The 23932-nt window shown below is 71.2% G+C and carries 21 protein-coding genes; 13 read left to right on the forward strand and 8 right to left on the reverse strand.

Features of this window, described 5'->3' with window-relative positions; genetic code table 11:
• Positions 1-43: 43 nt before the first annotated feature.
• From metX to NVV95_RS11040, 4 genes are all read left to right on the forward strand, one after another.
• Positions 44-1279, forward strand: coding sequence for a homoserine O-acetyltransferase MetX (gene metX, locus NVV95_RS11025; protein WP_259486595.1), 1236 nt, complete (start codon positions 44-46; stop codon positions 1277-1279).
• 125 nt (positions 1280-1404) lie between these two features.
• Positions 1405-2568: a sensor histidine kinase gene (locus NVV95_RS11030; RefSeq protein WP_259486596.1), complete on the forward strand. Its 1164-nt coding sequence runs from the start codon at positions 1405-1407 to the stop codon at positions 2566-2568.
• Entirely contained in the window at positions 2565-3920 is a 1356-nt protein-coding gene (locus NVV95_RS11035) for a hypothetical protein (protein ID WP_259486597.1), read from the forward strand. Before NVV95_RS11030 ends, NVV95_RS11035 begins: the two co-directional genes overlap by 4 nt.
• Before the next feature lie 22 nt (positions 3921-3942).
• Positions 3943-4650 carry a response regulator gene (locus NVV95_RS11040; RefSeq protein WP_259486598.1) on the forward strand — a complete coding sequence of 236 codons (708 nt, stop codon included), beginning with the start codon at positions 3943-3945 and terminating at the stop codon, positions 4648-4650.
• A 44-nt stretch (positions 4651-4694) separates the two neighbouring features.
• Here NVV95_RS11040 and NVV95_RS11045 read toward each other — a convergent pair whose 3' ends face one another.
• Positions 4695-5024, reverse strand: coding sequence for a thiamine-binding protein (locus NVV95_RS11045; protein ID WP_259486599.1), 330 nt, complete (start codon positions 5022-5024; stop codon positions 4695-4697).
• Positions 4972-6267, reverse strand: coding sequence for a glycosyltransferase 87 family protein (locus NVV95_RS11050; protein ID WP_259486600.1), 1296 nt, complete (start codon positions 6265-6267; stop codon positions 4972-4974). The genes NVV95_RS11045 and NVV95_RS11050 overlap by 53 nt, the downstream gene beginning before the upstream one ends.
• A 146-nt stretch (positions 6268-6413) precedes the next feature.
• On the opposite strand from NVV95_RS11050, the gene NVV95_RS11055 reads away from it, so the two are divergent.
• Positions 6414-7103, forward strand: coding sequence for a YceI family protein (locus tag NVV95_RS11055; RefSeq protein WP_259486601.1), 690 nt, complete (start codon positions 6414-6416; stop codon positions 7101-7103).
• Positions 7104-7168: 65 nt separating this feature from the next.
• On the opposite strand, the gene NVV95_RS11060 is transcribed toward NVV95_RS11055, so the two are convergent.
• A complete protein-coding gene (locus tag NVV95_RS11060; RefSeq protein ID WP_259486602.1) occupies positions 7169-8077 on the reverse strand; it encodes an ADP-dependent NAD(P)H-hydrate dehydratase in 909 nt (302 codons plus the stop codon).
• On the opposite strand from NVV95_RS11060, the gene NVV95_RS11065 reads away from it, so the two are divergent.
• The gene (locus NVV95_RS11065) at positions 8076-9176 is read left to right on the forward strand and encodes an NADH:flavin oxidoreductase/NADH oxidase (RefSeq protein WP_259486603.1); all 1101 of its coding nucleotides are present in this window, start codon (positions 8076-8078) and stop codon (positions 9174-9176) included. The two genes, NVV95_RS11060 and NVV95_RS11065, sit on opposite strands and share 2 nt — an antisense overlap.
• A 36-nt stretch (positions 9177-9212) precedes the next feature.
• On the opposite strand, the gene NVV95_RS11070 is transcribed toward NVV95_RS11065, so the two are convergent.
• The gene (locus tag NVV95_RS11070; protein WP_259486604.1) at positions 9213-10253 is read right to left on the reverse strand and encodes a hemolysin family protein; all 1041 of its coding nucleotides are present in this window, start codon (positions 10251-10253) and stop codon (positions 9213-9215) included.
• Complete coding sequence (locus tag NVV95_RS11075; RefSeq protein ID WP_259486605.1) at positions 10246-11568, reverse strand: hemolysin family protein; 1323 nt, start codon at positions 11566-11568, stop codon at positions 10246-10248. Before NVV95_RS11075 ends, NVV95_RS11070 begins: the two co-directional genes overlap by 8 nt.
• A gap of 139 nt (positions 11569-11707) precedes the next feature.
• Here NVV95_RS11075 and NVV95_RS11080 point away from each other — a divergent pair, with 139 nt between their 5' ends.
• On the forward strand, positions 11708-15523 hold the full coding sequence (locus tag NVV95_RS11080) for a multifunctional oxoglutarate decarboxylase/oxoglutarate dehydrogenase thiamine pyrophosphate-binding subunit/dihydrolipoyllysine-residue succinyltransferase subunit (protein WP_259486606.1): 3816 nt from the start codon (positions 11708-11710) through the stop codon (positions 15521-15523).
• Between the two features lie 72 nt (positions 15524-15595).
• Here NVV95_RS11080 and NVV95_RS11085 read toward each other — a convergent pair whose 3' ends face one another.
• Both NVV95_RS11085 and NVV95_RS11090 read right to left on the reverse strand, forming a co-directional pair.
• On the reverse strand, positions 15596-15835 hold the full coding sequence (locus NVV95_RS11085; protein ID WP_259486607.1) for a zf-HC2 domain-containing protein: 240 nt from the start codon (positions 15833-15835) through the stop codon (positions 15596-15598).
• The gene (locus NVV95_RS11090) at positions 15832-16434 is read right to left on the reverse strand and encodes a sigma-70 family RNA polymerase sigma factor (protein WP_259486608.1); all 603 of its coding nucleotides are present in this window, start codon (positions 16432-16434) and stop codon (positions 15832-15834) included. The genes NVV95_RS11085 and NVV95_RS11090 overlap by 4 nt, the downstream gene beginning before the upstream one ends.
• 139 nt (positions 16435-16573) lie before the next feature.
• Between NVV95_RS11090 and aroA the strand changes: the two genes are divergently transcribed.
• The 6 genes from aroA (at position 16574) to NVV95_RS11120 (ending at position 22235) form a co-directional block, all read left to right on the forward strand.
• A complete protein-coding gene (gene aroA / locus NVV95_RS11095; protein WP_259486609.1) occupies positions 16574-17962 on the forward strand; it encodes a 3-phosphoshikimate 1-carboxyvinyltransferase in 1389 nt (462 codons plus the stop codon).
• Positions 17959-19002 carry a ribosome small subunit-dependent GTPase A gene (rsgA, locus tag NVV95_RS11100; RefSeq protein ID WP_259486610.1) on the forward strand — a complete coding sequence of 348 codons (1044 nt, stop codon included), beginning with the start codon at positions 17959-17961 and terminating at the stop codon, positions 19000-19002. The genes aroA and rsgA overlap by 4 nt, the downstream gene beginning before the upstream one ends.
• A gap of 81 nt (positions 19003-19083) precedes the next feature.
• The gene (locus tag NVV95_RS11105) at positions 19084-19971 is read left to right on the forward strand and encodes an inositol monophosphatase family protein (protein WP_259486611.1); all 888 of its coding nucleotides are present in this window, start codon (positions 19084-19086) and stop codon (positions 19969-19971) included.
• Positions 19972-20103: 132 nt separating this feature from the next.
• Positions 20104-20607, forward strand: coding sequence for a septum formation family protein (locus NVV95_RS11110; RefSeq protein WP_259486612.1), 504 nt, complete (start codon positions 20104-20106; stop codon positions 20605-20607).
• Positions 20608-20692: 85 nt separating this feature from the next.
• The gene (locus tag NVV95_RS11115) at positions 20693-21565 is read left to right on the forward strand and encodes a DUF72 domain-containing protein (RefSeq protein WP_259486613.1); all 873 of its coding nucleotides are present in this window, start codon (positions 20693-20695) and stop codon (positions 21563-21565) included.
• Between the two features lie 10 nt (positions 21566-21575).
• A complete protein-coding gene (locus tag NVV95_RS11120) occupies positions 21576-22235 on the forward strand; it encodes a histidine phosphatase family protein (RefSeq protein WP_259486614.1) in 660 nt (219 codons plus the stop codon).
• 20 nt (positions 22236-22255) lie between these two features.
• Here the strand turns inward: NVV95_RS11120 and NVV95_RS11125 are convergent, their stop codons facing one another.
• Complete coding sequence (locus NVV95_RS11125; protein WP_259486615.1) at positions 22256-23776, reverse strand: S1C family serine protease; 1521 nt, start codon at positions 23774-23776, stop codon at positions 22256-22258.
• Positions 23777-23932 lie beyond the last annotated feature (156 nt).

Here is a 23932-nt window from a genome sequence, read left to right on the forward strand (position 1 = left end):
AATCGCGCACCGGGCCCCCGTCTCGTGCAGAATCGACAGCGACATGGACTGGCAGACGAACGAGGACACGGTTCCGAGCGGCTTCGTCACCGACGCCCAGATCCGCTCGGTGCTCGGCAAGCCGCCGGCGTCCGGCGCGTGGCGGGCCGGTGACCCCGTCGGCCGGCGGTCGTTCGCGGCGATCGGCGACGTCGTCTTCGAGACCGGCGAGACCGTGCCGAACGGGCAGCTCGCCTACGAGAGCTACGGCACCCTCTCCCCCGCCCGCGACAACGCGGTGCTCGTGCTGCACGCGCTCACCGGCGACAGCAACCTCAACCATCCGGCCGAGCCCGGGCATCCGACCGACGGCTGGTGGCCGGGGCTCGTGGGGCCGGGCCTGCCGATCGACACCGACCGCTGGTTCGTCGTCGCGCCGAACATGCTCGGCGGCTGCCAGGGCAGCACCGGCCCGTCGTCGATGGCGCCCGACGGCGCCGAGTGGGGCGCCCGCTTCCCGTTCACCACCATCGCCGACCAGGTGCGGGCGCAGCACGCGCTCACCCGGGCGCTCGGCATCGAGCGCTGGGCGGCCGTGGTGGGCGGCTCGATGGGCGGCATGCAGGTGCTCGAGTGGGCGGTGCGCTACCCCGACGCGATGGAGCGGATCGCGGTGATCGCGGCGCCGGCGTTCAGCTCGGCCGACCAGATCGGGTTGAACTCGGTGCAGGTCCAGGCCATCCGCGCCGATCCCGCCTTCAACGGCGGCGACTACTACGACGCCCCCGACGGCGAGGGGCCGCACCACGGGCTGGCGCTAGCACGGCGGATGGCACTGCTGAACTACCGCAGCCCGAGCGAGCTGAACGACCGTTTCCGGCGCAGCTGGCAGAGCGGGCTCGACCCCCTCGGCGGCGGCGGACGGTTCGCCGTCGAGTCCTACCTCGACTTCCACGGCAACAAGTTCACGAGGCGGTTCGACGCGAACAGCTACATCACCTTGGTCGAGGCGATGAACTCCCACGACCTCGGCCGCGGGCGCGCCGGCGTGCAGGCGGCGCTGGAGTCGGTGCGGGCGACGGCGCTCGTGGTCGGCATCGACAGCGACCGGCTGTTCCCCGTCGCCGACCAGGAGTTGATCGCCGAGCACCTGCCGAACACCCTCGACGGCGACCGGCCCGTGGTGATCGAGTCGAAGTTCGGCCACGACGGCTTTTTGATCGAGTTCGACGCGGTCGGGCGCGAGATCGCGCGGCTGCTCGCGGCGCCCGGCGCCTCGGAACGCACCCGGCCGGAATGAGAAAACCGGGGGCCGCCTCGACGACCCCCGGTGCATTTCCCCCCGGAACTGTGTCCAGCTTAGCGACAACTGTCGAGCTGCACACCGCCCCCGTTCTGGGGAGGCCCGCCTGTACTATTCAGACTGTGCCCAGGACCGACCGTGAACGGCGAAAGCTCCTCACCCGCTCGGCGCGCGACCTGGGCATCCTGTTCACCGGCGCCTCGCTCGGATCGGTCGTGCTGGCGAACCTCGGGCGGCTCGAGCACGTGGCCGCGCCGGTCGTGCTTCTCGTGCTCACCGGGCTCGGGTTCTACCTCGTCGGCAGCGCCCGCTCCCTGCTCTGGCCCGGCGTCGTCTACGCCTTGAGCCTCGCGACCCTGGCGAGCTTCGCCTTCTCGGGCAGTCTGATCTCCGACGTGGCCACGACCGGGGCGGTGACCTTCTTCGCCTCCACGGCGATCCCCTCGCTCATCCTCACCGTGGCCACCACACGGCGGCTGCTCTGGATCGTCGTGCCCGCCTACCTGCCGGTGCTCGTCCTCACCTCCGTCGTGACCTGGCCGACCGGCCGCGGGGTGTTCGTGATCCTGTCCGTCGTCGCCGGCTGGGTCGCCCTGTTCATCACCGCCACCTGGCTGTCGGCGAGCCTCCGCCGCGCCTTCGGCGGCATGGCCCGGCTCGGGCGCGCCCACGCCGTGGAACGGCAGGCGAGCGAGTTCGAGGCGCAGCGCCGCCGGAGCGCCCGGCTGCTGCACGATACGGTGCTCGCTACGCTGACCCTGCTCGCCCACTCCGGCATCGGCGTGCAGCCCGATGCCCTGCGCAAGCAGGCGGCCGAGGACGCGCGGCTGCTGCGCCAGCTGCGGCTCGGCGGCACCCCGATGCCGCGCTCCTCGGGCGGGTACACGCTCGAGCACGTCGAGACCGGGGACCTCGGGCACACCCTCGAGTCGGTCAAGCAGCGCTTCGGGCGCATGGGACTGCAGGTCGCGTGGCACGGCAGCGGACAGATCCTGCTGCCCTCGCACGTGCTCGACGCCTTCCTGCTCTCGCTCTCCGAGTGCCTGGAGAACGTGCGCCGGCACGCCCAGGTGGGCTCGGCCGACGTCACGATCTCGGAGGACGACAGCTCGGTGCGCGCCATGGTGACGGATGCGGGGGTCGGCTTCGACCTCGACACCGTCGACATCGAGCGGCTGGGCCTCGCCGAGTCGGTGATGGCGCGCGTGCGCGACGTCGGCGGCAAGGTGCGACTGTTCTCCTCGCCCGGTGCCGGCACGACCGTGGTGCTGGAGGTGCCGAAGTGAGCGGGCGGTCGGAGGGCACCGGGCTGCCGGAGGGCACTGGGCGGCCGGAGGGCACCGGTCGCCCCGAGCATCCGACCCCCGTCACCTTCACCCCCGGCGCCGGCACCCGCAGCCGCATGCGCAGCGCCGACCCCGACGGGGCGCTGACCCAGCTCGTGCGCGCGCGCCGGCTGGGCCCCGACGCCGTCGACGCCGTGCGCCAGGGAATCGCCCGCGACTCCCGCCTCGGCATCCGCTACCTGGGCGTCGGAGCCGTGATCATCGGCGCGCTGCTCGTGCTGCGGGGCCTCGTCTCCTACGGCTGGACCTTCGAGCGCAACGAGCTGGTCGGCCTCAGCACCGCCGGCTGGCTGATGGTGATCTCGGCCTTCGTCGCCGTCGTGCTGATCGCCCGGCACTCCCGAGGCCGCCTGCCGACCTGGGCCTGGGTGTCGCTGCTCGCCGTCGACGCCGTCGCCCTGACGCTCGACCACGTCGCGGTCTGGAACTCCCCCGACACCAACTACGTCTCGGTGCCGATCGGGGTCGGTGCCTCGCTCCTCGCCTGCTCGACGTTCCGCCCGGTGAACCAGGTGCTGCTGGCCGCGGTGGGCTTGACGGTGGCCGAGCTCGCCTCGATCGTCGTCGTCGGCGCCATCGACCCGTCGGGTGTCGCCTACACCGGCCAGCAGATCTCGCTCGCGGTCGGCCCCCTCTTCGCCGGCGTGATCGTCGTGCGCTCCTTCGAGCGTCTGGTGCAGCGCGAGCTCGACCGCACCGTCGCCGAGAGCACGATCACCGCACCCCGCTACGGCCTGGGCCTGCTCGCCTCGGCCGAGCTCGCCCGCCTCGACCTCGCCGCCGAGGAGCTGCTGCAGGACGTCGCGAGCGGGCGCACCACCCTGCCGCTCGACCGCACGGAGGCGGCCACCGCCTCGGGCCTCGCCACCGACCTGCGCCGGCTGCTCGTCGCGGGTCGCCGCGAGACCTGGCTGCACCACGCGGTCGCCGACTCCGAGTACCTCGCCTCGGCCGTGCGCCTCGTCGACCCCGACGGTCTCGCCGGCTATCTCGAGGCCGGTCAGCGCGACGGCCTGCTCTCGGCCATCTGGCTGATCGTCGACGGATCGGCCCGCTGGACGCCCACGATCGAAGTCGAGATCGGGCGGCCCGGCTCCCTCAGCGGGCCCGACGCTCTGGATAGGATGGTGCTCCCGATAGCCATGTCGGTCGGCGAGGTCCCGAGGCGCCGCATCGATCCGGCTGTCTGGTCGGCACTTTCCCGAGTCGGCCAGTACTCCGTCGACGGCCGCTCCGGTCGCCTGCGGGTCAGTGTCGACGCCCATGTTGTCGTGCCGGACGCCTCACGGTGAGCCGGACAGAAGGAGACCTGTGGTGACGATCACACGCGAACCCATCCGACTGGCCATCGTCGACGACCACCGGATGCTCCTCGGCGCCCTGACCGAGTGGATCCGCGGCGCCGCCGACGACATCTCCATGGTCGCGGCCGTGACCACCTGGCCCGACCTGCTCACCCACCCGGAGTTCCCCGTCGACGTCGTGCTGCTCGACCTCGACCTGAAGGACAACCTGCCGGTCTCGGTGAAGCTGCGCGCCCTCAAGTCGGCGGGCGTCAAGACCGTGCTGATGAGCACCTATTCCGAGCCCGTCGTCGTGCGCGAGGCGATCGCCGCCGGCGCCCTCGGCTACCTCGTCAAGAGCGAGGAGGCCGACATGATCGTCGAGGCCATCCGTGCCGCCTCGGCCGGCGACAGCTTCATCTCCACCGAGCTCGACCTCGCGCTCGCCGCCGACGACCTCGACTCCTCCCCCCGCCTCTCGGCCCAGGAGCGCCGCGTGATGGCGCTCTACGGTGGCGGCGAGCCGGTGAAGCAGGTCGCGAAGGCGCTCGACATCTCCGAGGAGACGGCGAAGTCGTACCTCAAGCGCATCCGCGAGAAGTACCGCCTGGTGGGCATCGACGTCGGCACCAAGGTCGCTCTGCGCAAGCGCGCGATCCATGACGGGTTGCTGCCGCGCGACGAGTACCTCGGCAACCAGACGGCCGAGGACTTCGAGGACGACGTCCTGCCGAGCTGAGCGCTGCTCTTGTCGCTGGTGCGGCGCTGCTCGCCGGTGCGGCGTTACTCGCCCGTGCGGCGCTCGAGAGCCGCTTCGAGGCGCTCGACCTTGCCGGTCAGCTCCCCCGTGTGCCCGGGGCGGATGTCGGCCTTCAGCACGAGCGAGACCCGCGAGCCGTAGGCGCCGACGGCCTCGGTCGCCCGCTTGACGACGTCGAACACCTCGTCCCACTCGCCCTCGATGGTCGTGAACATCGAGTCGGTCGAGTTCGGCAGACCGGATGCCCGGACCACCTCGACCGCGGCGGCGACGGCGTCGTGCACGCTCGCCCCGTCGCCCTCACCCGCGGGAGACGCCCCGCCCGACGGTGCCACCGAAAACGCCACGAGCATGCTGATCCGCCCTTCCTGATCCGTTTCTACTCTGCCACAGCATCATCACGGCGATCACGAGCATCGTGATGCTCAGCAGATTGCGCAGCGTGAGCACGGTGAGCATCACCGGGTCGAGCCCGAGGATGGCGTCGTAGGCGATCGGGTAGATCAGCTGGGTCAGCCCGCCCATCACGAACGCGAGCACGGCGGGCCAGAAGAACCGGCGCCCCTGCGTGACGATGCCCAGGATGATCGGGGCCGACAGCCACACCATGAACTGGGGCGACCCCACCTTGTTGAAGACGATCAGGGCCATCACGAGCGCGAGCGCGAGCGGCGGCAGCACGTGGGTCGCCGGAGCGCCCTTGCGCACGACGTAGACGGCGAACAGCAGGACGGCGGCCACGGCCACGACCAGCAGCGGGGTCATCAGCATCGCGGCGACGTCGCTGCCCGGACCCGTCACCTGGAAGGTGAGGATCTCCATGTCGTAGTAGACCTGCGATCCGCCACCCGCGAAGGCCGACCAGAGCCAGAACACCGAGGCCGGCGCCTCGACCTGCATGCCGCGTCCGGTCTGCTCGGTGACGAAGCTGAAGGCGTTCATGCCCGCCCCGAGCACGAGCGCCCCGGCCAGCACCGCGACGAGGGTGACGGCCGCGGCGACGGCGGCGCGCATCCGTCGACGCAGCGTGATGACGACGGCCGCGATCATGGCGGCGGGCCAGACCTTGACCCAGGTGGCGATCGCGAGCAGCACCCCGGCGAGCACCGGACGGTTGCGCGCCACCAGCAGGCCGGCGATCACGAGGTCGACGGTGATGATGTCGATGCGCCCGAGGGCGACCGGGCCGAGCAGCAGCAGGAAGAGCAGCCACCACCAGGCCGCGGCGAGCTTCAGGCGTTCGCCGGTCTCGAGCTCCCGGCCGTCCCGGCGACCCCGTGTGGTCAGGTAGGCGAAGATCGCCGCGTCCGCGATGCCGACCACGATCATCCACCCGATGCCGTAGAGGCCGGGGCCGAGCCCCATGGCCGCGAGCATCGGCACGAAGGCGAGGATCGGGTAGACCCACGGGCCGTCGATGCCGAGCCGGTAGCCGTCGAGCGATTGCTCGACCCAGCCCTTGTACACACTGGTGACGTCGCCGAACGGCTGGTTGGGGTGCGTCAGCCCGTCGTAGCCGAGCCAGACGTGGAGGGCGAGGAAGGCCGCCCAGAGCACGAGGGGGTTGGCCGCGAGGCGGTGGAGGCGTGTCAGCACGAGGGTCATCCTAGGGTGTGCCGTGTGGGTGGGCCCTGATGTCCAGGCCTGCCGCCGGTGGCCCAGGCCGCGCACCGGTCGTTCTCAGCCCGCAACCACCTTTCCTTGGTTCACTGATACCACTGCCACCGAACCGGAAGCCCTTCGTGAACAGACCCGCCAAGACCGCCGTCGCCCTGATGGCCTCCGTCGCCGCCATCGGCGCCGTCGCCCTGGTCGCCGTTCCGATCCTCGCGCGCAGCATGACGCTCGACTCCAGTGCCACGGTGCAGGCCGTCATGCCCACCGTCTTCGGCACCCCAGACGACCAGCTCGACAGCTCGGTCGAGTCGACGAGCTACTCGATCGACCGCTCCTCCACCATCGGCTACCGCATGCAGAGCACCGCGGGCGACGACGTCGTCTCGGCGGAGACCAGTCAGATCTCGGGCGTGATCGCCCGCACCGGCGACACCATCACCACGGCCGAATTCATGGTCGACCTCGCCACGCTCGCGGGCGACGGCGGGCCGCGGAACGCCGTGCTGAGCGCGCTCATCGCGGCGACGGGCGGCAACTCCACCGCGTCGTTCGTGCTCGCCGACCCGGTGGCGCTGCCCGAGGCAGGCGGCGATCCCGTCGAGACGACCATCACGGGCACGCTCACGGTGCGCGGCATCAGCCATCAGGTCGAGGCGGAGGCCGAGATCGGCTTCGACGGCCGATCGGGAACGCTGACCGGCAGCATCCCGATCGCGCTGTCCGACTACGGGTTCTCGAGCACCGCGCTGGCCGTGGTGGGGGCGTCCGACACCGCACACATCGACATCGACCTCGTGGCGGAGCCGTCGTCCTGAGGTGATCGCGGTCGCCTCGCTTCGGGCGGCCGGTGGTGGCCCGGTGTGGCGACCTGAGGCGGCCGTCAGTCGGCGACGCCGCTGACCAGGCGGGCGATCACCCGGGGCACGGCCTCGGCGATGTCGAGGGCCGCGATGGGTCCGCGATCGGATGCGCGTTCCGCCGCCCAGGCGTGCACGAACGCGCCCGTGGCCGCCAGGGCCACCAACATCTTGGGGTCGGCGAGCACCTCGTCCGAGTGCGTCGCCACGAGGGATCCGACGATGCCCCCCAGCACGTCGCCGCTGCCCGCGGTGGCCGCCCAGCTCGACGGCGCCTGCACCCGCGCGCCGATCCGCGGCCCGGCCCCGGCGAGGGGCGCGCAGACGTGCGTGACGCGCCCCTTCAGCAGCACGACGTGCCGCGTCGCATCGGCCGCGCGGGCCGCCCAGCGCTCGGGGTCGGCGGTCACCGTCGCCCGGTCGACGCCGGTGCCCGCGCTCTTCAGGAGGGTCACGAGCTCGCCGGCGTGCGGGGTGAGCACGGCCGGTGCGCCGAGGCGTGCGACGAGGTCGAGGGCCCCGGCGTCGACGACGAGGGGCACCCCGTCGGCGATGGCGTGCTCGAGGGCGGCCGAGGTCTCGTCGTCGCGGTTCGCGACGCTCTGGCCCGAGCCGATCAGCCACGCCTGCACGCGGCCGGGGGCGGTGACCACTTCGGGCCGACGGCGCAGCACGAGGTCGGCCGCGCGAGCCGGGCCGAGATAGCGCACCATGCCGACACCCGTGTGCACCGCCGCGTCGACGCCGAGCACCGCGGCCCCCGGGAACTCGTCGCCGCCCGTGACCACGCCGAGCACGCCGCGGCTGTACTTGTCGTCGTCGGCGCCGGGCACGGCGATGTTCCCCGAGGCGGAGAGCTCCGTCCAGTCGCGCCACTGCACGGGGGCGTCGCGGTCGTCGCGGTCGTCGGGAATAGCGGCGGGGTCGGACATGGTTCCACGATACGTGCCCCAGACCGCTCTGTTCCGTCCGTTCACCCTGCGCTCCGTCACCACCCGCAACCGGGTTTGGGTGGCGCCGATGTGCCAGTACTCGGTGGAGGAGCGTGACGGCGTCGCCACCGACTGGCACCTGATGCACCTCGGCCAGTTCGCCGCCGGCGGGGCGGGCCTCGTCATGACCGAGGCCACCGCGGTCGTCCCCGAGGGCCGGATCAGCCCGCAGGACCTCGGGCTGTGGAACGACGAGCAGCGCGACGCCCTCGCCCGGATCGCCGCGTTCATCCGCGCCCAGGGCGCCGTGCCCGCCATCCAGCTCGCCCACGCCGGGCGGAAGGCCTCGGTGTTCCGCCCCTGGGACGCCCGCCGCGGCTCCGTGCCTGTCGAGGAGGGCGGCTGGCCGACCGTGGCCCCGTCGGAGATCGCGTTCGGCGACTACGCCGTGCCGCGCGCGCTCGACGCCGCCGAGCTGCCCGCGCTCGTGGCCGCGTTCGGCGACGCCGCCCGCCGGGCCGTCGAGGCGGGCTTCGAGGTGCTCGAGGTGCACGCCGCCCACGGCTACCTGCTGCACCAGTTCCTGTCCCCGCTGTCGAACACCCGCACCGACGCCTACGGCGGCTCCCTGGAGAACCGTGCGCGGCTCGTGCTCGAGATCGTGCGGGCCGTGCGCGCCGCCGTGGGTGAGGACCTCGTCGTCTTCGTGCGCTTCTCCGCCACCGACTGGGCCGAGGGCGGCTGGAACGAGGACGACACGGCGACCGTCTCGGGCTGGGTGCGCGACGCGGGCGGAGACCTGGTCGACGTCTCCAGCGGCGGGAACGTGCGGCATCAGAGCATCCCGCTCGGGCCGCTCTACCAGGTGCCCCTCGCCGAGGCCGTCAAGGACGGCTCGGGGGTGCCGGTCTCGGCCGTCGGCCTGATCACGACCCCGCAGCAGGCCGAGGACGTGGTGGCCTCGGGGCGGGCCGACGCCGTGATGCTCGCCCGCGAGCTGCTGCGCGACCCGCACTTCGCGCTGCGCGCCGCCGACGAGCTCGACGCCGACATCGACTACTGGGCGCCGCAGTACGTGCGGGCGCGGCCGACCCGCTGAGCCCGGCCGCCGCGCCGGCGGACGGGCGACCCGCCGCTAGCGCACGCGCCGGGTGGCGTCGTGAACCTCGCCCACGAGCTCCTCGATGATGTCCTCGAGGAACAGCACACCCGTGGTGACCCCCGACTCGGTGAACGAGCGCGCGAGGTGCGCCCCCGACTTGCGCATGTTCGCGAGCGCGTCCTCGAGCTCGGTCTTCTCGAACAGCGACGGCAGCTGGCGCACGCGCTTCGCCGGGATCGGGTCGTCGAACTCGTCGTCGTCGAGGTCGATGACGTCCTTCAGATGCACGTAGCCCGCGGGCATCCCCTCGTCGTCGAGCAGCACGTAGCGGGAGAAGCCGTACTTGGCCACGGCCCGTTCGACGTCGGCGGGGGTCGCCTCGGGCGGCAGGCTCACCAGGGAGTCGAGAGGCACCGCCACGTCGGCCACGGTCTTCGCCGTGAACTCGAACGCCGCGGTGAGCGTGCCCGCCGTGTCGGAGAGCACGCCCTCCTTCTGCGACTGGGCGACGATCGTCGAGACCTCGTCGAGGGTGAACGCGCTGGCGGCCTCGCTCTTCGGCTCGACCCGGAACAGCCGCAGCACCCCGTTCGCCGTGGCGTTCAGCGCGACGATCGCGAAGCGCAGCACGCGGGCGATGGCCACGAGCGGCGTCGCGAGCAGCAGCACCGCGCGGTCGGGCACCGAGAACGAGATGTTCTTCGGCACCATCTCGCCGAGCACGACGTGCAGGAACGACACGAGCACGAGGGTGATGACGAAGGCGACGGCGCCACTCGCCTCCTCGGGCAGCCCGACGAGGTGCAGCGGCCCTTCGAGCAGGTGATGGATGGCCGGCTCGGACACGTTCAGGATGAGCAGCGAGCACACCGTGATGCCGAGCTGCGTGGTCGCGAGCATCAGCGTGGCGTGCTCCATCGCCCAGAGCGCGGTCTTGGCGCTCGCCCGGCCCTGCTCGGCCAGCGGCTCGATCTGCGAGCGGCGCGCCGAGATCACGGCGAACTCGGCCGCGACGAAGAAGGCGTTGCCGGCCAGCAGTACGATCAGCCAGACGATCCCCAGCCAGTCAGCCATGGGTCGCCTCCTGGCTCTCGGCCGGAGACGGCACGAAGCGCAGGCGGTCGACACGGCGGCCGTCGAGCCGCTCGACCCGCAGCACGCCGTCGGGCAGCGCCACCGTGTCTCCCACCTCGGGCAGTCGCCCGAGCACGCTCATCACGTAGCCGGCGACCGTTTCGTAGGGACCGTCCTCCGGCACCGCGATGCCCGCCTGATCGGCCAGCTCGTCGGGCCGCAGCATGCCGGGGAAGGTGGTGCCGGCGCGCGTGCGCACGACCCCGGCGCGGGAGCGGTCGTGCTCGTCGACGAGCTCGCCCACGAGCTCCTCCACCAGGTCTTCCAAGGTGACGACCCCGGCGGTGCCGCCGTACTCGTCGATCACGACGGCCATCTGGTACCCCTGCCCGCGCAGCTCGCCGAGCAGCAGGTCGAGGGTCATCGTCTCGGGCACACGCACCGTCTCCGTCATGATCGCGACGGCCGGCACGTCGCCGCGCCGGTCACGCGGGATCGACACCGCCTGCTTCACGTGCACGAGCCCCACGATGTCGTCGATGTCGTCGTCGACCACCGGGAAGCGCGAGTGGCCGGTCGTGCGGGCCAGTTCCAGCACGGCCGACGCCGACTCGTCACGCTTGACGCTGACGATGCGCGGCCGCGGCGTCATCACCTCGGAGGCGTCGCGCGAGGAGAACAGCAGCGTGCGGTTAAGGAGTGTGGCCGTGTCGACGTCGAGGCTGCCCTGCACCGCCGAGCGGCGCACCAGCGACGACAGCTCCTCCGCCGTCCGGGCGCCCGAGAGCTCCTCCTTCGGCTCGATGCCGACGAGCCGCAGCAGACCGTTCGCACTGTTGTTCAGCAGGGCGACCGCCGGCCGGAACACCATCGTGAAGACGAGCTGGAACGGCACGACGATGCGCGCGGTCTTGAGCGGCAGGGCCAGCGCGAAGTTCTTCGGCACGAGCTCGCCGACGATCATCGACAGCAGGGTGGCGAACAGGATGCCCACGGTGGCGCTGATGGCGGGCACGACGGCCTCGGGGATGCCCACACCCGTCAGCGGCGCCTCGAGCAGGCTCGAGACGGCCGGCTCCATCGTGTAACCCGTCAGCAGCGTCGTCAGCGTGATGCCGAGCTGGGCGCTGGAGAGGTGGGTCGAGGTGTGCCGCAGGGCGGTGATCGCCGGCTGCAGACCCTTCTCCCCGCGGGAGGCGCGCGCCTCGAGATCGGAGCGGTCGAGATTGACGAGCGAGAACTCGCTGGCCACGAAGAACCCCGTGCCGACCGTGAGCAGCAGCCCGACACCGAGCAGAATCCATTCGAGAGCCATTGTCTCCACGACTCTACAGCCGCCCGAACGGCACCGGGAAAGGTTTAGGGTTGAGGGTGCACGTGTCCGCGCGTGAACACGCAGCGAAGCAGACACCGGCACGTGCCATCACGAGGCAACGGGAAGTGGGCGATCGGCTTTGGCTAGCCAATTGACGGGTACGAATACGGACGAGGGCGCGTCGGGAGAGTTCGGCGCCAACGAGTGGCTCGTCGACGAGCTGTACGAGCAGTACCTCGCCGACAAGGATTCGGTGGACAAGTCGTGGTGGCCGGTGCTGGAGAGCTACCGCTCGCATCAGCAGGCGAAGACGCCGGCCGCTGCGGAGTCCCCTGCCCCGGCGCAGTCTCCCGCTCCGGCGCAGTCGGCCGCGCCGGCCCAGCCCGCCCAGGCCGAGACGAGCGCCCCCGTGCCGCAGACGGAGTCGGCGCAGATCGCCGAAGCCTCGGGCGCCCGACCGGCCACGACCCCGGTCGCGAGAACCACGAGCGTCGAGGCGAAGCCGCAGCCCATCCCCGCCGAGGCGCCCTCGACCCGAACCAGCACCGCCGAAGAGGCGGCGAAGGACGCCGCCGCCGACGCCGAGAAGGACTCGGTCAGCCCGCTCCGCGGCATGGCCAAGTCGCTCGCCACGAACATGGACGCCAGCCTCACGGTGCCCACGGCCACCAGCGTCCGCTCCATCCCGGCCAAGCTGCTGATCGACAACCGCATCGTCATCAACAACCACCTGCGTCGCGCCCGCGGCGGCAAGGTCTCCTTCACCCACCTCATCGGCTGGGCGCTCGTGCAGGCGCTGAAGGAGTTCCCGAGCCAGAACGTCTACTACGACGAGGTCGACGGCAAGCCCTCGGTCGTCGCCCCCGCCCACGTGGGCCTCGGCATCGCCATCGACATCCCGAAGCCCGACGGCACCCGCGCCCTCCTGGTCCCGGGCATCAAGCGCGCCGACACCATGTCGTTCAACGAGTTCCTGGCGGCCTACGAAGACCTCGTGCGCCGCGCCCGGGGCAACAAGCTCACCGCCACCGACTTCCAGGGCACCACCATCTCGCTCACCAACCCGGGCGGGATCGGCACGGTGCACTCCGTGCCCCGCCTGATGAAGGGCCAGGGCGCCATCATCGGTGCCGGCGCCCTCGAGTACCCGGCCGAGTTCCAGGGCGCCTCGCCCCGCGTGCTCTCCGACCTCGGCATCGGCAAGGTCATCACGCTCACGAGCACCTACGACCACCGCGTCATCCAGGGTGCCGGCTCCGGCGAGTTCCTGAAGAAGGTGCACGAGCTCCTGCTCGGGGAGCGCGGCTTCTACGAGAACATCTTCGCCGAGCTGCGCATCCCCTACGAGCCCATCCACTGGGCCGCCGACATCTCGGTCGACGAGGCCAGCGCGATCGACAAGACCGCCCGCGTGCAGGAGCTGATCAACGCCTACCGCGTGCGCGGCCACCTGATGGCCGACATCGACCCGCTCGAGTACCGCCAGCGCACCCACCCCGACCTCGACATCGCGACCCACGGGCTCACCTTCTGGGATCTCGACCGCGAGTTCGTCACCGGTGAGTTCGGCATGACCCGCCAGGCCTACCTCCGCGACATCCTCGGTGTGCTGCGCGACTCCTACTGCCGCAAGATCGGCATCGAGTACATGCACATCCAAGACCCGGCGCAGCGTCGCTGGATCCAGGAGAAGGTCGAGCGCCCGTACGCCAAGCCGGGCCACGACGAGCAGATGCGCATCCTCGAGAAGCTCAACGAGGCCGAGGCCTTCGAGACCTTCCTGCAGACCAAGTACGTCGGCCAGAAGCGCTTCTCGCTCGAGGGCGGCGAGTCGACCATCGCCCTGCTCGACGCCATCATCCAGGGTGCCGCCGAGGAGGGCCTCGACGAGGTCGCCATCGGCATGGCCCACCGCGGCCGCCTGAACGTGCTGACGAACATCGCCGGCAAGACCTACGGCCAGATCTTCCGCGAGTTCGAGGGCACGCAAGACCCGCGCACCGTGCAGGGCTCGGGCGACGTGAAGTACCACCTCGGCACGGAGGGCACCTTCACCGCCTCCGACGGCAAGGAGATCCCGGTCTACCTCGCCGCGAACCCCTCGCACCTCGAGGCCGCCGACGGCGTGCTCGAGGGCGTCGTGCGGGCGAAGCAAGACCGCAAGCCGATCGGCACCTTCTCCACGCTGCCGATCCTGATCCACGGCGACGCGGCCCTCGCCGGCCAGGGCGTCGTGGTCGAGACGCTGCAGATGTCGCAGCTCCGGGGCTACCGCACGGGCGGCACCATCCACGTGAACATCAACAACCAGGTCGGCTTCACCACGCCGCCGAGCGAGTCCCGCAGCTCGGTGTACTCCACCGACGTGGCGAAGACCATCCAGGCCCCGATCTTCCACGTGAACGGCGACGACCCCGAGTCGGTCGTGCGCGTGGCGCAGCTGGCGTTCGAGTACCGCCAGAAGTTCCACCGCGACGTCTTCATCGACCTCATCTGCTACCGCCGCCGCGGGCACAACGAGGGCGACGACCCCTCGATGACCCAGCCGCTGATGTACAACCTGATCGAGGCGAAGCGCTCGGTGCGCAAGCTCTACACCGAGGCGCTCGTCGGCCGCGGCGACATCACCGAGGAGGAGTACGAGGCCGCCCACCGCGACTTCCAGGACCGCCTCGAGCGCGCCTTCGCAGAGACGCACGCCGCGCAGACCGCGTCGATCCCGGTGATCACGGCCGACACCGAGTCGGCCTCCGACCTCGAGCGGCCGGAGGCCCAGCGCGACGACAGCACCACCGCGCCGTTCGAGACCGCCGTGTCGCTCGAGGCGCTGCACTCCATCGGCGACGCGTTCGACAACAAGCCGGCCGGCTTCACCGTGCATCCGAAGCTGCAGCAGCTGCTCACCAAGCGGGTCGACATGAGCCGCAACGGCGGCATCGACTGGGCCTTCGGCGAGCTGCTTGCGCTGGGCTCGCTGCTCAACGAGGGCACCCCGGTTCGCCTGGCGGGTCAGGATGCGCGTCGCGGAACCTTCGTGCAGCGCCACGCCGTGCTTCACGACCGCGAGAACGGGCAGGAGTGGCTGCCGCTCGCGAACCTCAGCGACAAGCAGGCCCGCTTCTGGATCTACGACTCGCTGCTCAGCGAGTACGCGGCCATGGGCTTCGAGTACGGGTACTCGGTGGAGCGCCCCGACGCGCTCGTGCTCTGGGAGGCCCAGTTCGGCGACTTCGCCAACGGCGCCCAGATCATCATCGACGAATTCATCTCCTCGGCCGAGCAGAAGTGGGGCCAGCGCTCGTCGCTCGTGCTGCTGCTGCCGCACGGCTACGAGGGTCAGGGCCCCGACCACTCCTCCGCCCGCATCGAGCGCTACCTGCAGCTGTGCGCCGAGGACAACATGACGGTCGCCCGTCCCTCGACCCCGGCCTCGTACTTCCACCTGCTGCGCCGCCAGGCCTACGCCCGTCCGCGCAAGCCCCTCATCGTCTTCACCCCGAAGGCGATGCTGCGGCTGCGCGGGGCGACCAGCTCGGTGGAGGACCTGACGAACGGTCGCTTCGAGCCGGTGATCGACGACGCGCGCATCAGCGACAAGGGCGCCGTGCGCAAGGTGCTGCTGCACTCGGGCAAGATCCACTACGACCTCGCCAGCGAGCTGCAGAAGAACCCGAACGACTCGATCGCCCTGGTTCGCCTGGAGCAGTTCTACCCGCTGCCGATCGAGGAGATCACGGCGACGCTCGCGGGCTGTCCCGACGCCGAGCTGGTCTGGGTGCAGGACGAACCCCAGAACCAGGGCGCCTGGCCGTTCATCCTCACCGAACTGGCCCGTCACCTCGACGGTCGCACCATCTCGGTGGTGTCGCGGCCCGCAGCGGCCTCGCCCGCGGCCGGCAGCGCGAAGCGCCACGCCACGGAGCAGGCGGCCCTGATCGCCCGCGCACTGAGCTAGCGGCCCCGAGCCGGCCGCACAGGCAGAAGGGCCCCGCCGACGAGAGTCGTGCGGGGCCCTTGCGTGTGACCGCTAGTGCGTCTGAACCTCGCGGAGGCGCGCCATGAGCTGGTCGCGCAGCTCCTCGGGGGCGGTCTCCTTGCAGGCCCGCTGCACCGTCTGCGTCAGCACCACGCCGATGTGCAGCTCGGACTGGCAGCCCTCGCACGTCTCGAGATGGTCGCGGATGTCCTCCGCGTCGGTCGAGCAGATCTCGTTGCGCAGATACTCCTCGAGCTCGGCACGCGCCTTGTCGCAGCCGCAGTCACTCATTTCTTGCTCCCTTTGGCGGTGGCGGTGGCGACCTCGAGGCCGCGGGACCGCGCGTAATCGGTCAGTAGTCCACGAAGCAGCCGTCGGCCTCGGTGCAGGCGGCTCATCACGGTTCCTACGGGGGTCTTCATGATGTCGGCGATCTCCTGGTAGGAGAACCCCTCGACGTCGGCGAGGTAGACGGCCAGCCGGAAGTCCTCCGGGATCGACTGCAGCGCCTCCTTGACGTCGCTGTCGGGCAGGTGGTCGATGGCCTCGGCCTCCGCCGAGCGGCTCGACATGCTCGCGGTCACCGACTCGGCGGTGCCGAGCTGCCAGTCCTCCATCTCGCTGGTGGAGCCCTGGTAGGGGTCGCGCTGCTTCTTGCGGTACGTGTTGATGAAGGTGTTCGTGAGGATGCGGTAGAGCCACGCCTTGAGGTTCGTGCCCTGCTCGAACTGACCGAACGCCGCATAGGCCTTGACGAAGGTCTCCTGAACCAGGTCTTGGGCGTCGCTCGGGTTGCGCGTCATGCGCAGGGCAGCACCGTAGAGCTGATCGAGGAACGGGATGGCCTGCTCTTCGAAGAGCGCGCGCGGATCAGGGGTGGTCTCACTCATCACCCGCCAGTCTACGACCGGGCGCTCCAACACGGCTGTCGCGGTCACATCACTCCTTCACTGTGCGAGGCACGATGCGCCTGCACTGTGCTCGTGCCGCCCCGGCAGCCGATGCTGCAGGCGACTATTCTGATAACCGATGCCTGTCCAGAGATATTCCGCCCCGCAGTTCAACCCCTACGGCGACGACTCGCCGCAGTCGGTGGTCGAGCACTGGCCCGCGCCGCGCGCCTCGGGCCCGGTCTCGGCCGTGCTCTCTCTGCCCGGCTCGAAGTCGCTCACCAATCGCGAGCTGGTGCTCTCGGCCCTGGCCGACGGCCCGTCGCGGCTGCGCGCTCCCCTGCACTCCCGTGACAGCGCCCTGATGACGGATGCTCTGCGAGCCCTCGGCACCACCATCGTCGAGGTACCGGGCGAGGGCGCCTTCGGCCCCGACCTCGTCGTCACCCCCGCCGCGGAGCTCCTCGGCAGCACCACCATCGACTGCGGACTCGCCGGCACCGTGATGCGCTTCCTCCCCCCGGTCGCCGCCCTGGCGCTCGGCCCCGTCACCTTCGACGGCGACGAGGGCGCCCGCCGCCGGCCGATGGCCACCACGATCAGCTCGCTCCGCGCGCTCGGCGCCGACATCGCCGACGACGGCCGCGCCGCACTCCCGTTCACCCTGCACGGCTCCGGCCGCGTCGAGGGCGGAGCGCTCACCATCGACGCCTCCTCCTCGAGCCAGTTCGTCAGCGGGCTGCTGCTCGCCGCCGCGCGCTTCGAGAACGGCCTCGAGCTGCAGCACGAGGGCGCCCGGCTGCCCAGCCAGCCGCACATCGACATGACCGTCGCCGCGCTGGTGCGCCGCGGCGTCGACGCCGAGTCCGAGGAGACCGGCCGCTGGCGGGTGGCTCCCGGGCCGATCGCGGGCATCGAGATCGACATCGAGCCCGACCTGTCCAACGCGGCTCCGTTCCTGGCCGCCGCGCTCGTCACCGGCGGCAGCGTCACGATCTCCGGCTGGCCGGAGTCCACCACCCAGGTCGGGGCCGACCTGGAGCAGCTGCTGCCCCTGTTCGGCGCCACTGTGGAGCGCCACGGAGACCGGCTGACGGTCACCGGCGGCACGAGCATCCGGGGCGTGTCGATCGACCTGTCGACCGGGGGCGAGCTCGCGCCGCCGTTGGTCGCCCTCGCCGCGCTGGCCGACGAGCCCAGCCGCATCACGGGCATCGGCCACATCCGGCACCACGAGACCGACCGGCTCGCTGCCCTCGCCACCGAGATCAACAACCTCGGAGGTCAGGTGATCGAGCTCGAGGACGGTCTGGAGATCACCCCGCGCCCGCTGCACGGCGGCCTCTGGTCGAGCTACGAGGACCACCGCATGGCGACCGCGGGCGCCCTCATCGGACTGGCCGTCGACGGGGTGCTGGTCGACGACATCGCCACCACCGCGAAGACGCTGCCCCAGTTCCCCGAGCTCTGGGCGTCGATGCTCGGCCACGCCTCCCCCGAGCAGCCCACGGTCGTGGGTGGCCTGTGAGCTGGTGGGACTCGGCCGACGACGATGACGACGACCCCGACTTCGACGAGTCGGCCGTCCGCATCCGCCCGAACCCCAAGGGCAACCGCCCGCGCACGAAACAGCGCCCCGACCACAAGGACGCGGTCACAGGCCGCATCATGACGGTTGACCGCGGCCGCTTCGCCGTGCTGATCGGTGAGGACACCGCCGAGGAGCACGAGATCACCGCCTCCCGCGCCCGAGAGCTCGGCCGCACACCCATCGTCACGGGCGACCTGGTCGACCTCGTGGGCGACGTGAGCGGCGAACCGGGCAGCCTCGCCCGCGTCGTGCGGGTGCAGGAGCGCTCGACGCTGCTGCGCCGGAGCGCCGACGACTCCGACGCGGTCGAACGGGTGATCGTCGCGAACGCCGATCAGATGCTGATCGTGGTCGCCGCGGCGAATCCCGAGCCCAGGGCCCGCCTGATCGACCGCTACCTGGTGGCGGCGTTCGACGCCGGCATCACGCCCATCCTCTGCATCACCAAGACCGACCTCGCCGACCCGAGCGAGCTGCTGGCCGAGTTCGCCTGCCTCGACATCCGGGTGATCACCCTCTCCCGCGACGAGGTGCCGCTGGAGGAGCTGACCGATCTGCTCGTCGGCCACACGACGGTGACGGTAGGCCACTCGGGCGTCGGCAAGTCGACACTGGTGAACGAGCTGGTGCCGGGCGCCGACCGTGCGACCGGCGTCGTGAACACCGTCACGGGCCGCGGCCGGCACACCTCGTCGTCCACTCTGTGCCTCCGGCTGCGTTCGTCCGACGGCCGCACCGGGTGGATCATCGACACACCCGGGGTGCGATCGTTCGGTCTCGGCCACGTCGACCCGGCGAACATCCTGCGCTCGTTCGCGCAGACCGCCCGGGTGCCCGAGGGCGAGCCGCCCGGCGGCATCCCGCTCACCGAGGCGCACGACTGGGAGATCGTCGACCGCGTCGAGGCCGGTGAACTCGGCGAGAGCGGGCGCGCCCGCCTGGAGTCGCTGCAGAAGCTGCTGCAGACCACCGCCTGAGCGCGGCTCGTGCATGTCCTTGGGTCGCGGCAGAAGCCCGCTCGCGAGGCGCTTGAGCGTCGCTCCCGCTAGCCTGGTCGCGTGAGCTCCGCGACGCCCCGCCCCGAGTCCCTGACCGACCTCTCCGACGACCTGGCCCTCGCCCTGAAGCTGGCCGATGCCGCCGACCTGCTGTCGCAGCAGCGCTTCCGCGCGCACGACCTGCACGTCACCACGAAGCCCGACCGCACGCCGGTGACGGATGCCGACCAGGCCGTCGAGCGGTCGATCCGCGACGGTCTCGCGAACGCGCGCCCGGGCGACTCGATCCTCGGCGAGGAGTACGGCGAGACCGAGGGCGAGGCCGACCCCGACGAGAGTGCCGACGAGGGCGGGGGCCGCGCATCCGGAGCCCACCCGCACCGCCAGTGGATCGTCGACCCGATCGACGGAACCGCGAACTTCCTGCGCGGGGTGCCGGTCTGGGCGACGCTGATCGCGCTGGCGATCGACGGGGTGCCCGTGGTCGGCGTGGTCTCGGCCCCCGCCCTCGGCCGCCGCTGGTGGGCGGCCACGGGGCTCGGCGCCTTCACCACCGATCGGCTGGATGCCCGGGGCGACGGTGCCCGGGCGATCCGCACCTCCGGCATCTCCTCACTCGAGGACGCCTCGCTCAGCTACAACAGCCTCAAGGGGTGGGACGATGAGGGCCGGCTCGACGAGCTCGTCGCCCTCTCTCGCTCCGTCTGGCGCACGCGCGCCTACGGCGAGATGTGGTCGTACATGATGGTCGCCGAGGGGCAGCTCGAGCTCGCCGCCGAGTTCGACCTCAAGCCCTACGACATGGCCGCCCTCGCGCCGATCGTCGAGGAGGCCGGCGGACGGTTCAGCTCGGCCGACGGCGTCGAGGGCCCCTGGGGCGGGAGCGCCCTGGCGAGCAACGGGCTGCTGCACGAGAAGGCGCTGTCGCTGATCGCGCGAGGCGCCTGACGTCGTCGTCGCCCGCCCCCGAATTGGTCACGTCGGGGCCATAATGGTCTCGCGGGGGCCTGCACAGCCGTTTCCCAGGTGCTGATGCCGGGGGCGGGGTTCCCGGCGTCCATCCCTACGCTCGGAGGCCTCATGAAGCTCTCATCGTCCACCCGCTCGCTCGCCGCAGCCGCCGTGCTCCTCGCCGGCCTCTCGCTGTCGGGCTGCACCGCGCTGTTCCCGAGCTCGGCCCCGCCGGCCACCGACTCCACCACGGGTGAGGAGATCGAGCAGACCGACACCGACGTGTTCGCGCTGAGCGTGGGCGAGTGCCTGAACGACACCGACGGCACCGAGGTGAGCGAGGTGCCGCTGGTCGACTGCGCCGACGAGCACGACTTCGAGGTCTACGCCGACTTCGAGCTCACCGGAGACGAGTTCCCCGGCACCGACGCGATCAACACCCAGGCCGACGAGCAGTGCCTGACCGAGTTCGAGAGCTTCGTCGGCATCTCCTACGACGACTCGACGCTCGGCTACACGTATTTCACGCCCACCGAGGGCTCGTGGACCGACGGCGACGACCGCCTGGTCTCGTGCCTGATCGGCGACCCGAACGGCAAGGTCGCCGGAACGCTCAAGGGCGCCGCCAAGTAGCTCCCGCGACCCACGGCACTACCCCCTCCGCGTCCGCGGCGCCAGGCCCTCCCGGCCCAGGCGCCGCGGACGTATCGTCTGCAGGGTGGACAGCCGCGCATCCGGAACCCGGGCCCTGGTGGGGATCTCGGGCTGGCGCTACCCGCGCTGGCGCGGCGACTACTACCCCACCGGGCTGACGCAGCGAAGAGAGCTCGCCTACGTGGCCGAGCGGATGGACAGCGTGGAGCTGAACGGCTCGTTCTACTCGCTGCAGCGGCCGGAGAGCTACCGGCGCTGGCGCTCGGAGGTGCCGCCCGGTTTCGTCTTCGCCGTCAAGGGCGGCCGGTTCATCACGCACATGAAGCGGCTGGCGGGGGTCGAGACCGCTCTGGCGAACTTCTTCGCCTCGGGCGTGCTGGCCCTCGGCCCGCAGCTCGGCCCGGTGCTCTGGCAGCTGCCCGAGCGGCAGGATTTCGACGGCCCGCTGCTCGAGAGCTTCTTCGATCAGCTGCCCCGCAGCACCAGCCAGGCGCTGACGCTCGCCCGCGGTCACGACGACCGGCTGCAGGGTCGTGTGCACCTGGAGATCGAGGCAGACCTGCCGCTCCGGCATAGCCTGGAGGTGCGGCACCCGTCGTTCCTCGGCGACGGCCCCACCGCGCTGCTGCGCTCCCACGGCATCGGCCTGGTGATCGCCGACACCGCCGGGCGCTGGGTGGAGCCGCGGGCGATCACGTCGAGCCTCGTCTACGTGCGGCTGCACGGATCCCGGGAGCTCTACACGAGCGGCTACACCGACGAGGAGCTCGACGACTGGGCCGCCCGGATCGGGCGCTGGCTCGACGGGAGCGGCACCCCCGACGGCGACCCGCGCGACGTGGTGGTGTACTTCGACAACGACGCGGCCGGTCACGCACCCTTCGACGCGGAGCGCCTGCGCGATCGGCTGCGGGCGCTGACCGGTGGGCAGCCGTAGGCTGGGCGGGATGCGACTCCTCCTGATCAGACACGGCCAGACCATCGACAACGTCAACGGCGAGATCGGCACGGTCGTGCCCGGCCCCGGCCTGACGGAGCTCGGCCGGGAGCAGGCGACCGCCGTGCCGGCCGCGCTCGTCGCCGAGTCGATCGATGCGATCGCCGTCTCGACGATGCGGCGCACGCAGGAGACCGCGGCACCGCTCGCCGCCGCCCTGGGGCTCGATCCCGTCGTGCTCGAGGGCCTGCAGGAGATCTCCGCCGGAGACCTCGAGGGCCGGAGCGACCGGCCATCGGTCACGAGCTACATGCGCACGCTGCTGTCGTGGTGGACCGACATCGAGGCACGCATCCCCGGCGGGGAGAACGGCACCGAGTTCGTGGCACGGTACTCGGCGGCCATCGCCGAGCTCGCCGCCGCGCATCCGGAGGGAACGGTGGCGGTGTTCAGCCACGGCGCCGCCATCCGCACCTGGGCGGCGTGGTTCTCGCAGAACATCGACGAGTCGACGAGCATCTCGCTCGAACTGGCCAACACCGCCGTGGTCGTGCTCGAGGGCTCCCCCGACGACGGGTGGACCTGCGTGGAGTGGGCGGGCGAACCGCTCGGCGGCACCGCCCTCGACGACCCCACCGCCCCCGACCCGACGGGCGAGCCCGCCGTCTGAGCCCGCCGTCTGAGCCGGGGTCACTCGAACGTGGCCGCGAAGCTCCCCATGATGTGCTCGATGGCGGGGAGGTCGCCCGGGTCGGCGATGGCGACCGAGACGACCATGACGTACGAGGCGTCGCTCGGCTGCGCCACCACGATGACGTAGTCGCTGACGCCCCCGCAGCCCGTGTAGTACTGGTACTGCCCGGTGTAGACCCCGTCGGAGTACCCGTCGGTCTCTTTCAGGGTGCACTGAGCCGTGTACCCGCCGAACGAGGCGAAGATGCTCTCCGGCGTGAGATCGACCGCCGCCTCGGCCGCCGAGACGGTGACGCCCGACGTGCCCCACGAGGAAGCGAAAGCCTCGAGGTCGGTGCTCGCTCGAACATCGAGGAACTCGTGCCCACCCGGACCCGTGAACGACGCTCCGTCGACGTCGGCCCACTCGACGGGCACGTCGACGCTCAGCACACCCGTGTCGTCGGTGATCGTCGCGTACTCCCGGCCGTCGTCGGTCGGCGCCGACCCCGCGTCGGCACCTGGCACCACCACGGCGGTGAGAGCGGTTCCGTTGAACTGGCCCCGGTAGAAGGTGTCGTCACCCGGACGGTACACGTCGACGTCGATCGTGTCGTCGGCGCCCTGAGTGGTGAGGACGTCGCAGTACTGCTCGAGCGTGCCCTCGGTGGCGAGGGTCGTGCCGGCCATGCGCAACAGCACGTCGCCCGGGAGGACTCCCGCAGCATCGGCCGGCGAACCGGCATCGACCGAGCTGACCCAGACGCCCAGCGGTTCGCCCTGGTCGTCGACCGGGAGGGCCTGGGCGTTCACTCCGAGACTCTGGACGTCGGTGCCGTCGATCAGGCGGTCGAGCACCGCCTGCGCCTCGTCGCGGTGGATCGCGAAGTTGTAGTCGAGTTCGCCGATGCTCGCGTAGTTGATCCCGACCACCGCGCCGTCTTTGTTGACGAGGGGGCCACCCGAGTTGCCGGGCCTGATCTTCGCGTCGTGCTCGATGACGTGATCGAGAGATGCCCAGGCCGACTCACCGGATGTGTCGTTCTTCGACACGATGCCCTGGGTGAGCGTGAAGTCGGGGTCGCCGAGCGGGAAGCCCGCCGCGTAGACCTGCTCGCCGGTGGTGATGTCGCCCTTCTGCCAGCCGAGGAACGGGAAGGACTCGCCGTCGACCTGCAGCACGGCGATGTCGAGGCACTCCGAGGCACCCAGCACCCGGGCGTCGTACTCCTTGCCGTCGTCTCCACCGACCCGAACCGAGATGGTGCCCGCACCGGCGACGACGTGGTTGTTGGTGACCGCGAGGCCCCCGGAGGAGATGAAGAACCCCGAGCCCGCCCCCGGCTGCTCGCCGCTCTGCCCGTTCTCGGGATCGGCGAACGTGCCCTCGGCCTCGATCTGCAGCGTGGCCGACTGCACCCGGTCGAACGACGCCGGGCCTGCGCCGGCCGAGCATCCGCTCAAGGCCGAGGTGACGACGGCGACGACGGCGACCAGGCCGACGGCTGCGACTGAACGACGTGGGCTGATGGTCTCCATGACCCGAGGATAGCTCAGCTGAGCATTCGTCGACAAGACGGATTGCCCGACCGCCCGGATGGGCGAGGGCCGGAAAACAACAACGTACGACAACGGCGCTGGTGGAGATGGGGGGAATTGCGCTCTCAGCCATTACAGGCCAGTGATCACGCGGGA

Origin of the sequence: Herbiconiux gentiana (genome assembly GCF_024978135.1) — a bacterium.
GTDB lineage: Bacteria > Actinomycetota > Actinomycetes > Actinomycetales > Microbacteriaceae > Herbiconiux > Herbiconiux gentiana.

Coding starts and splice junctions, on each gene's coding strand:
- NVV95_RS11070 (WP_259486604.1), bottom strand. CDS start 10,253: ATGGCTGACTGGCTGGGGATCGTCTGGCTGATCGTACTGCTGGCCGGC.
- aroA (WP_259486609.1), top strand. CDS start 16,574: ATGCCTGTCCAGAGATATTCCGCCCCGCAGTTCAACCCCTACGGCGAC.
- NVV95_RS11085 (WP_259486607.1), bottom strand. CDS start 15,835: ATGAGTGACTGCGGCTGCGACAAGGCGCGTGCCGAGCTCGAGGAGTAT.
- metX (WP_259486595.1), top strand. CDS start 44: ATGGACTGGCAGACGAACGAGGACACGGTTCCGAGCGGCTTCGTCACC.
- NVV95_RS11120 (WP_259486614.1), top strand. CDS start 21,576: ATGCGACTCCTCCTGATCAGACACGGCCAGACCATCGACAACGTCAAC.
- NVV95_RS11065 (WP_259486603.1), top strand. CDS start 8,076: ATGGTTCCACGATACGTGCCCCAGACCGCTCTGTTCCGTCCGTTCACC.
- NVV95_RS11075 (WP_259486605.1), bottom strand. CDS start 11,568: ATGGCTCTCGAATGGATTCTGCTCGGTGTCGGGCTGCTGCTCACGGTC.
- NVV95_RS11110 (WP_259486612.1), top strand. CDS start 20,104: ATGAAGCTCTCATCGTCCACCCGCTCGCTCGCCGCAGCCGCCGTGCTC.
- NVV95_RS11090 (WP_259486608.1), bottom strand. CDS start 16,434: ATGAGTGAGACCACCCCTGATCCGCGCGCGCTCTTCGAAGAGCAGGCC.
- NVV95_RS11045 (WP_259486599.1), bottom strand. CDS start 5,024: ATGCTCGTGGCGTTTTCGGTGGCACCGTCGGGCGGGGCGTCTCCCGCG.
- NVV95_RS11060 (WP_259486602.1), bottom strand. CDS start 8,077: ATGTCCGACCCCGCCGCTATTCCCGACGACCGCGACGACCGCGACGCC.
- NVV95_RS11125 (WP_259486615.1), bottom strand. CDS start 23,776: ATGGAGACCATCAGCCCACGTCGTTCAGTCGCAGCCGTCGGCCTGGTC.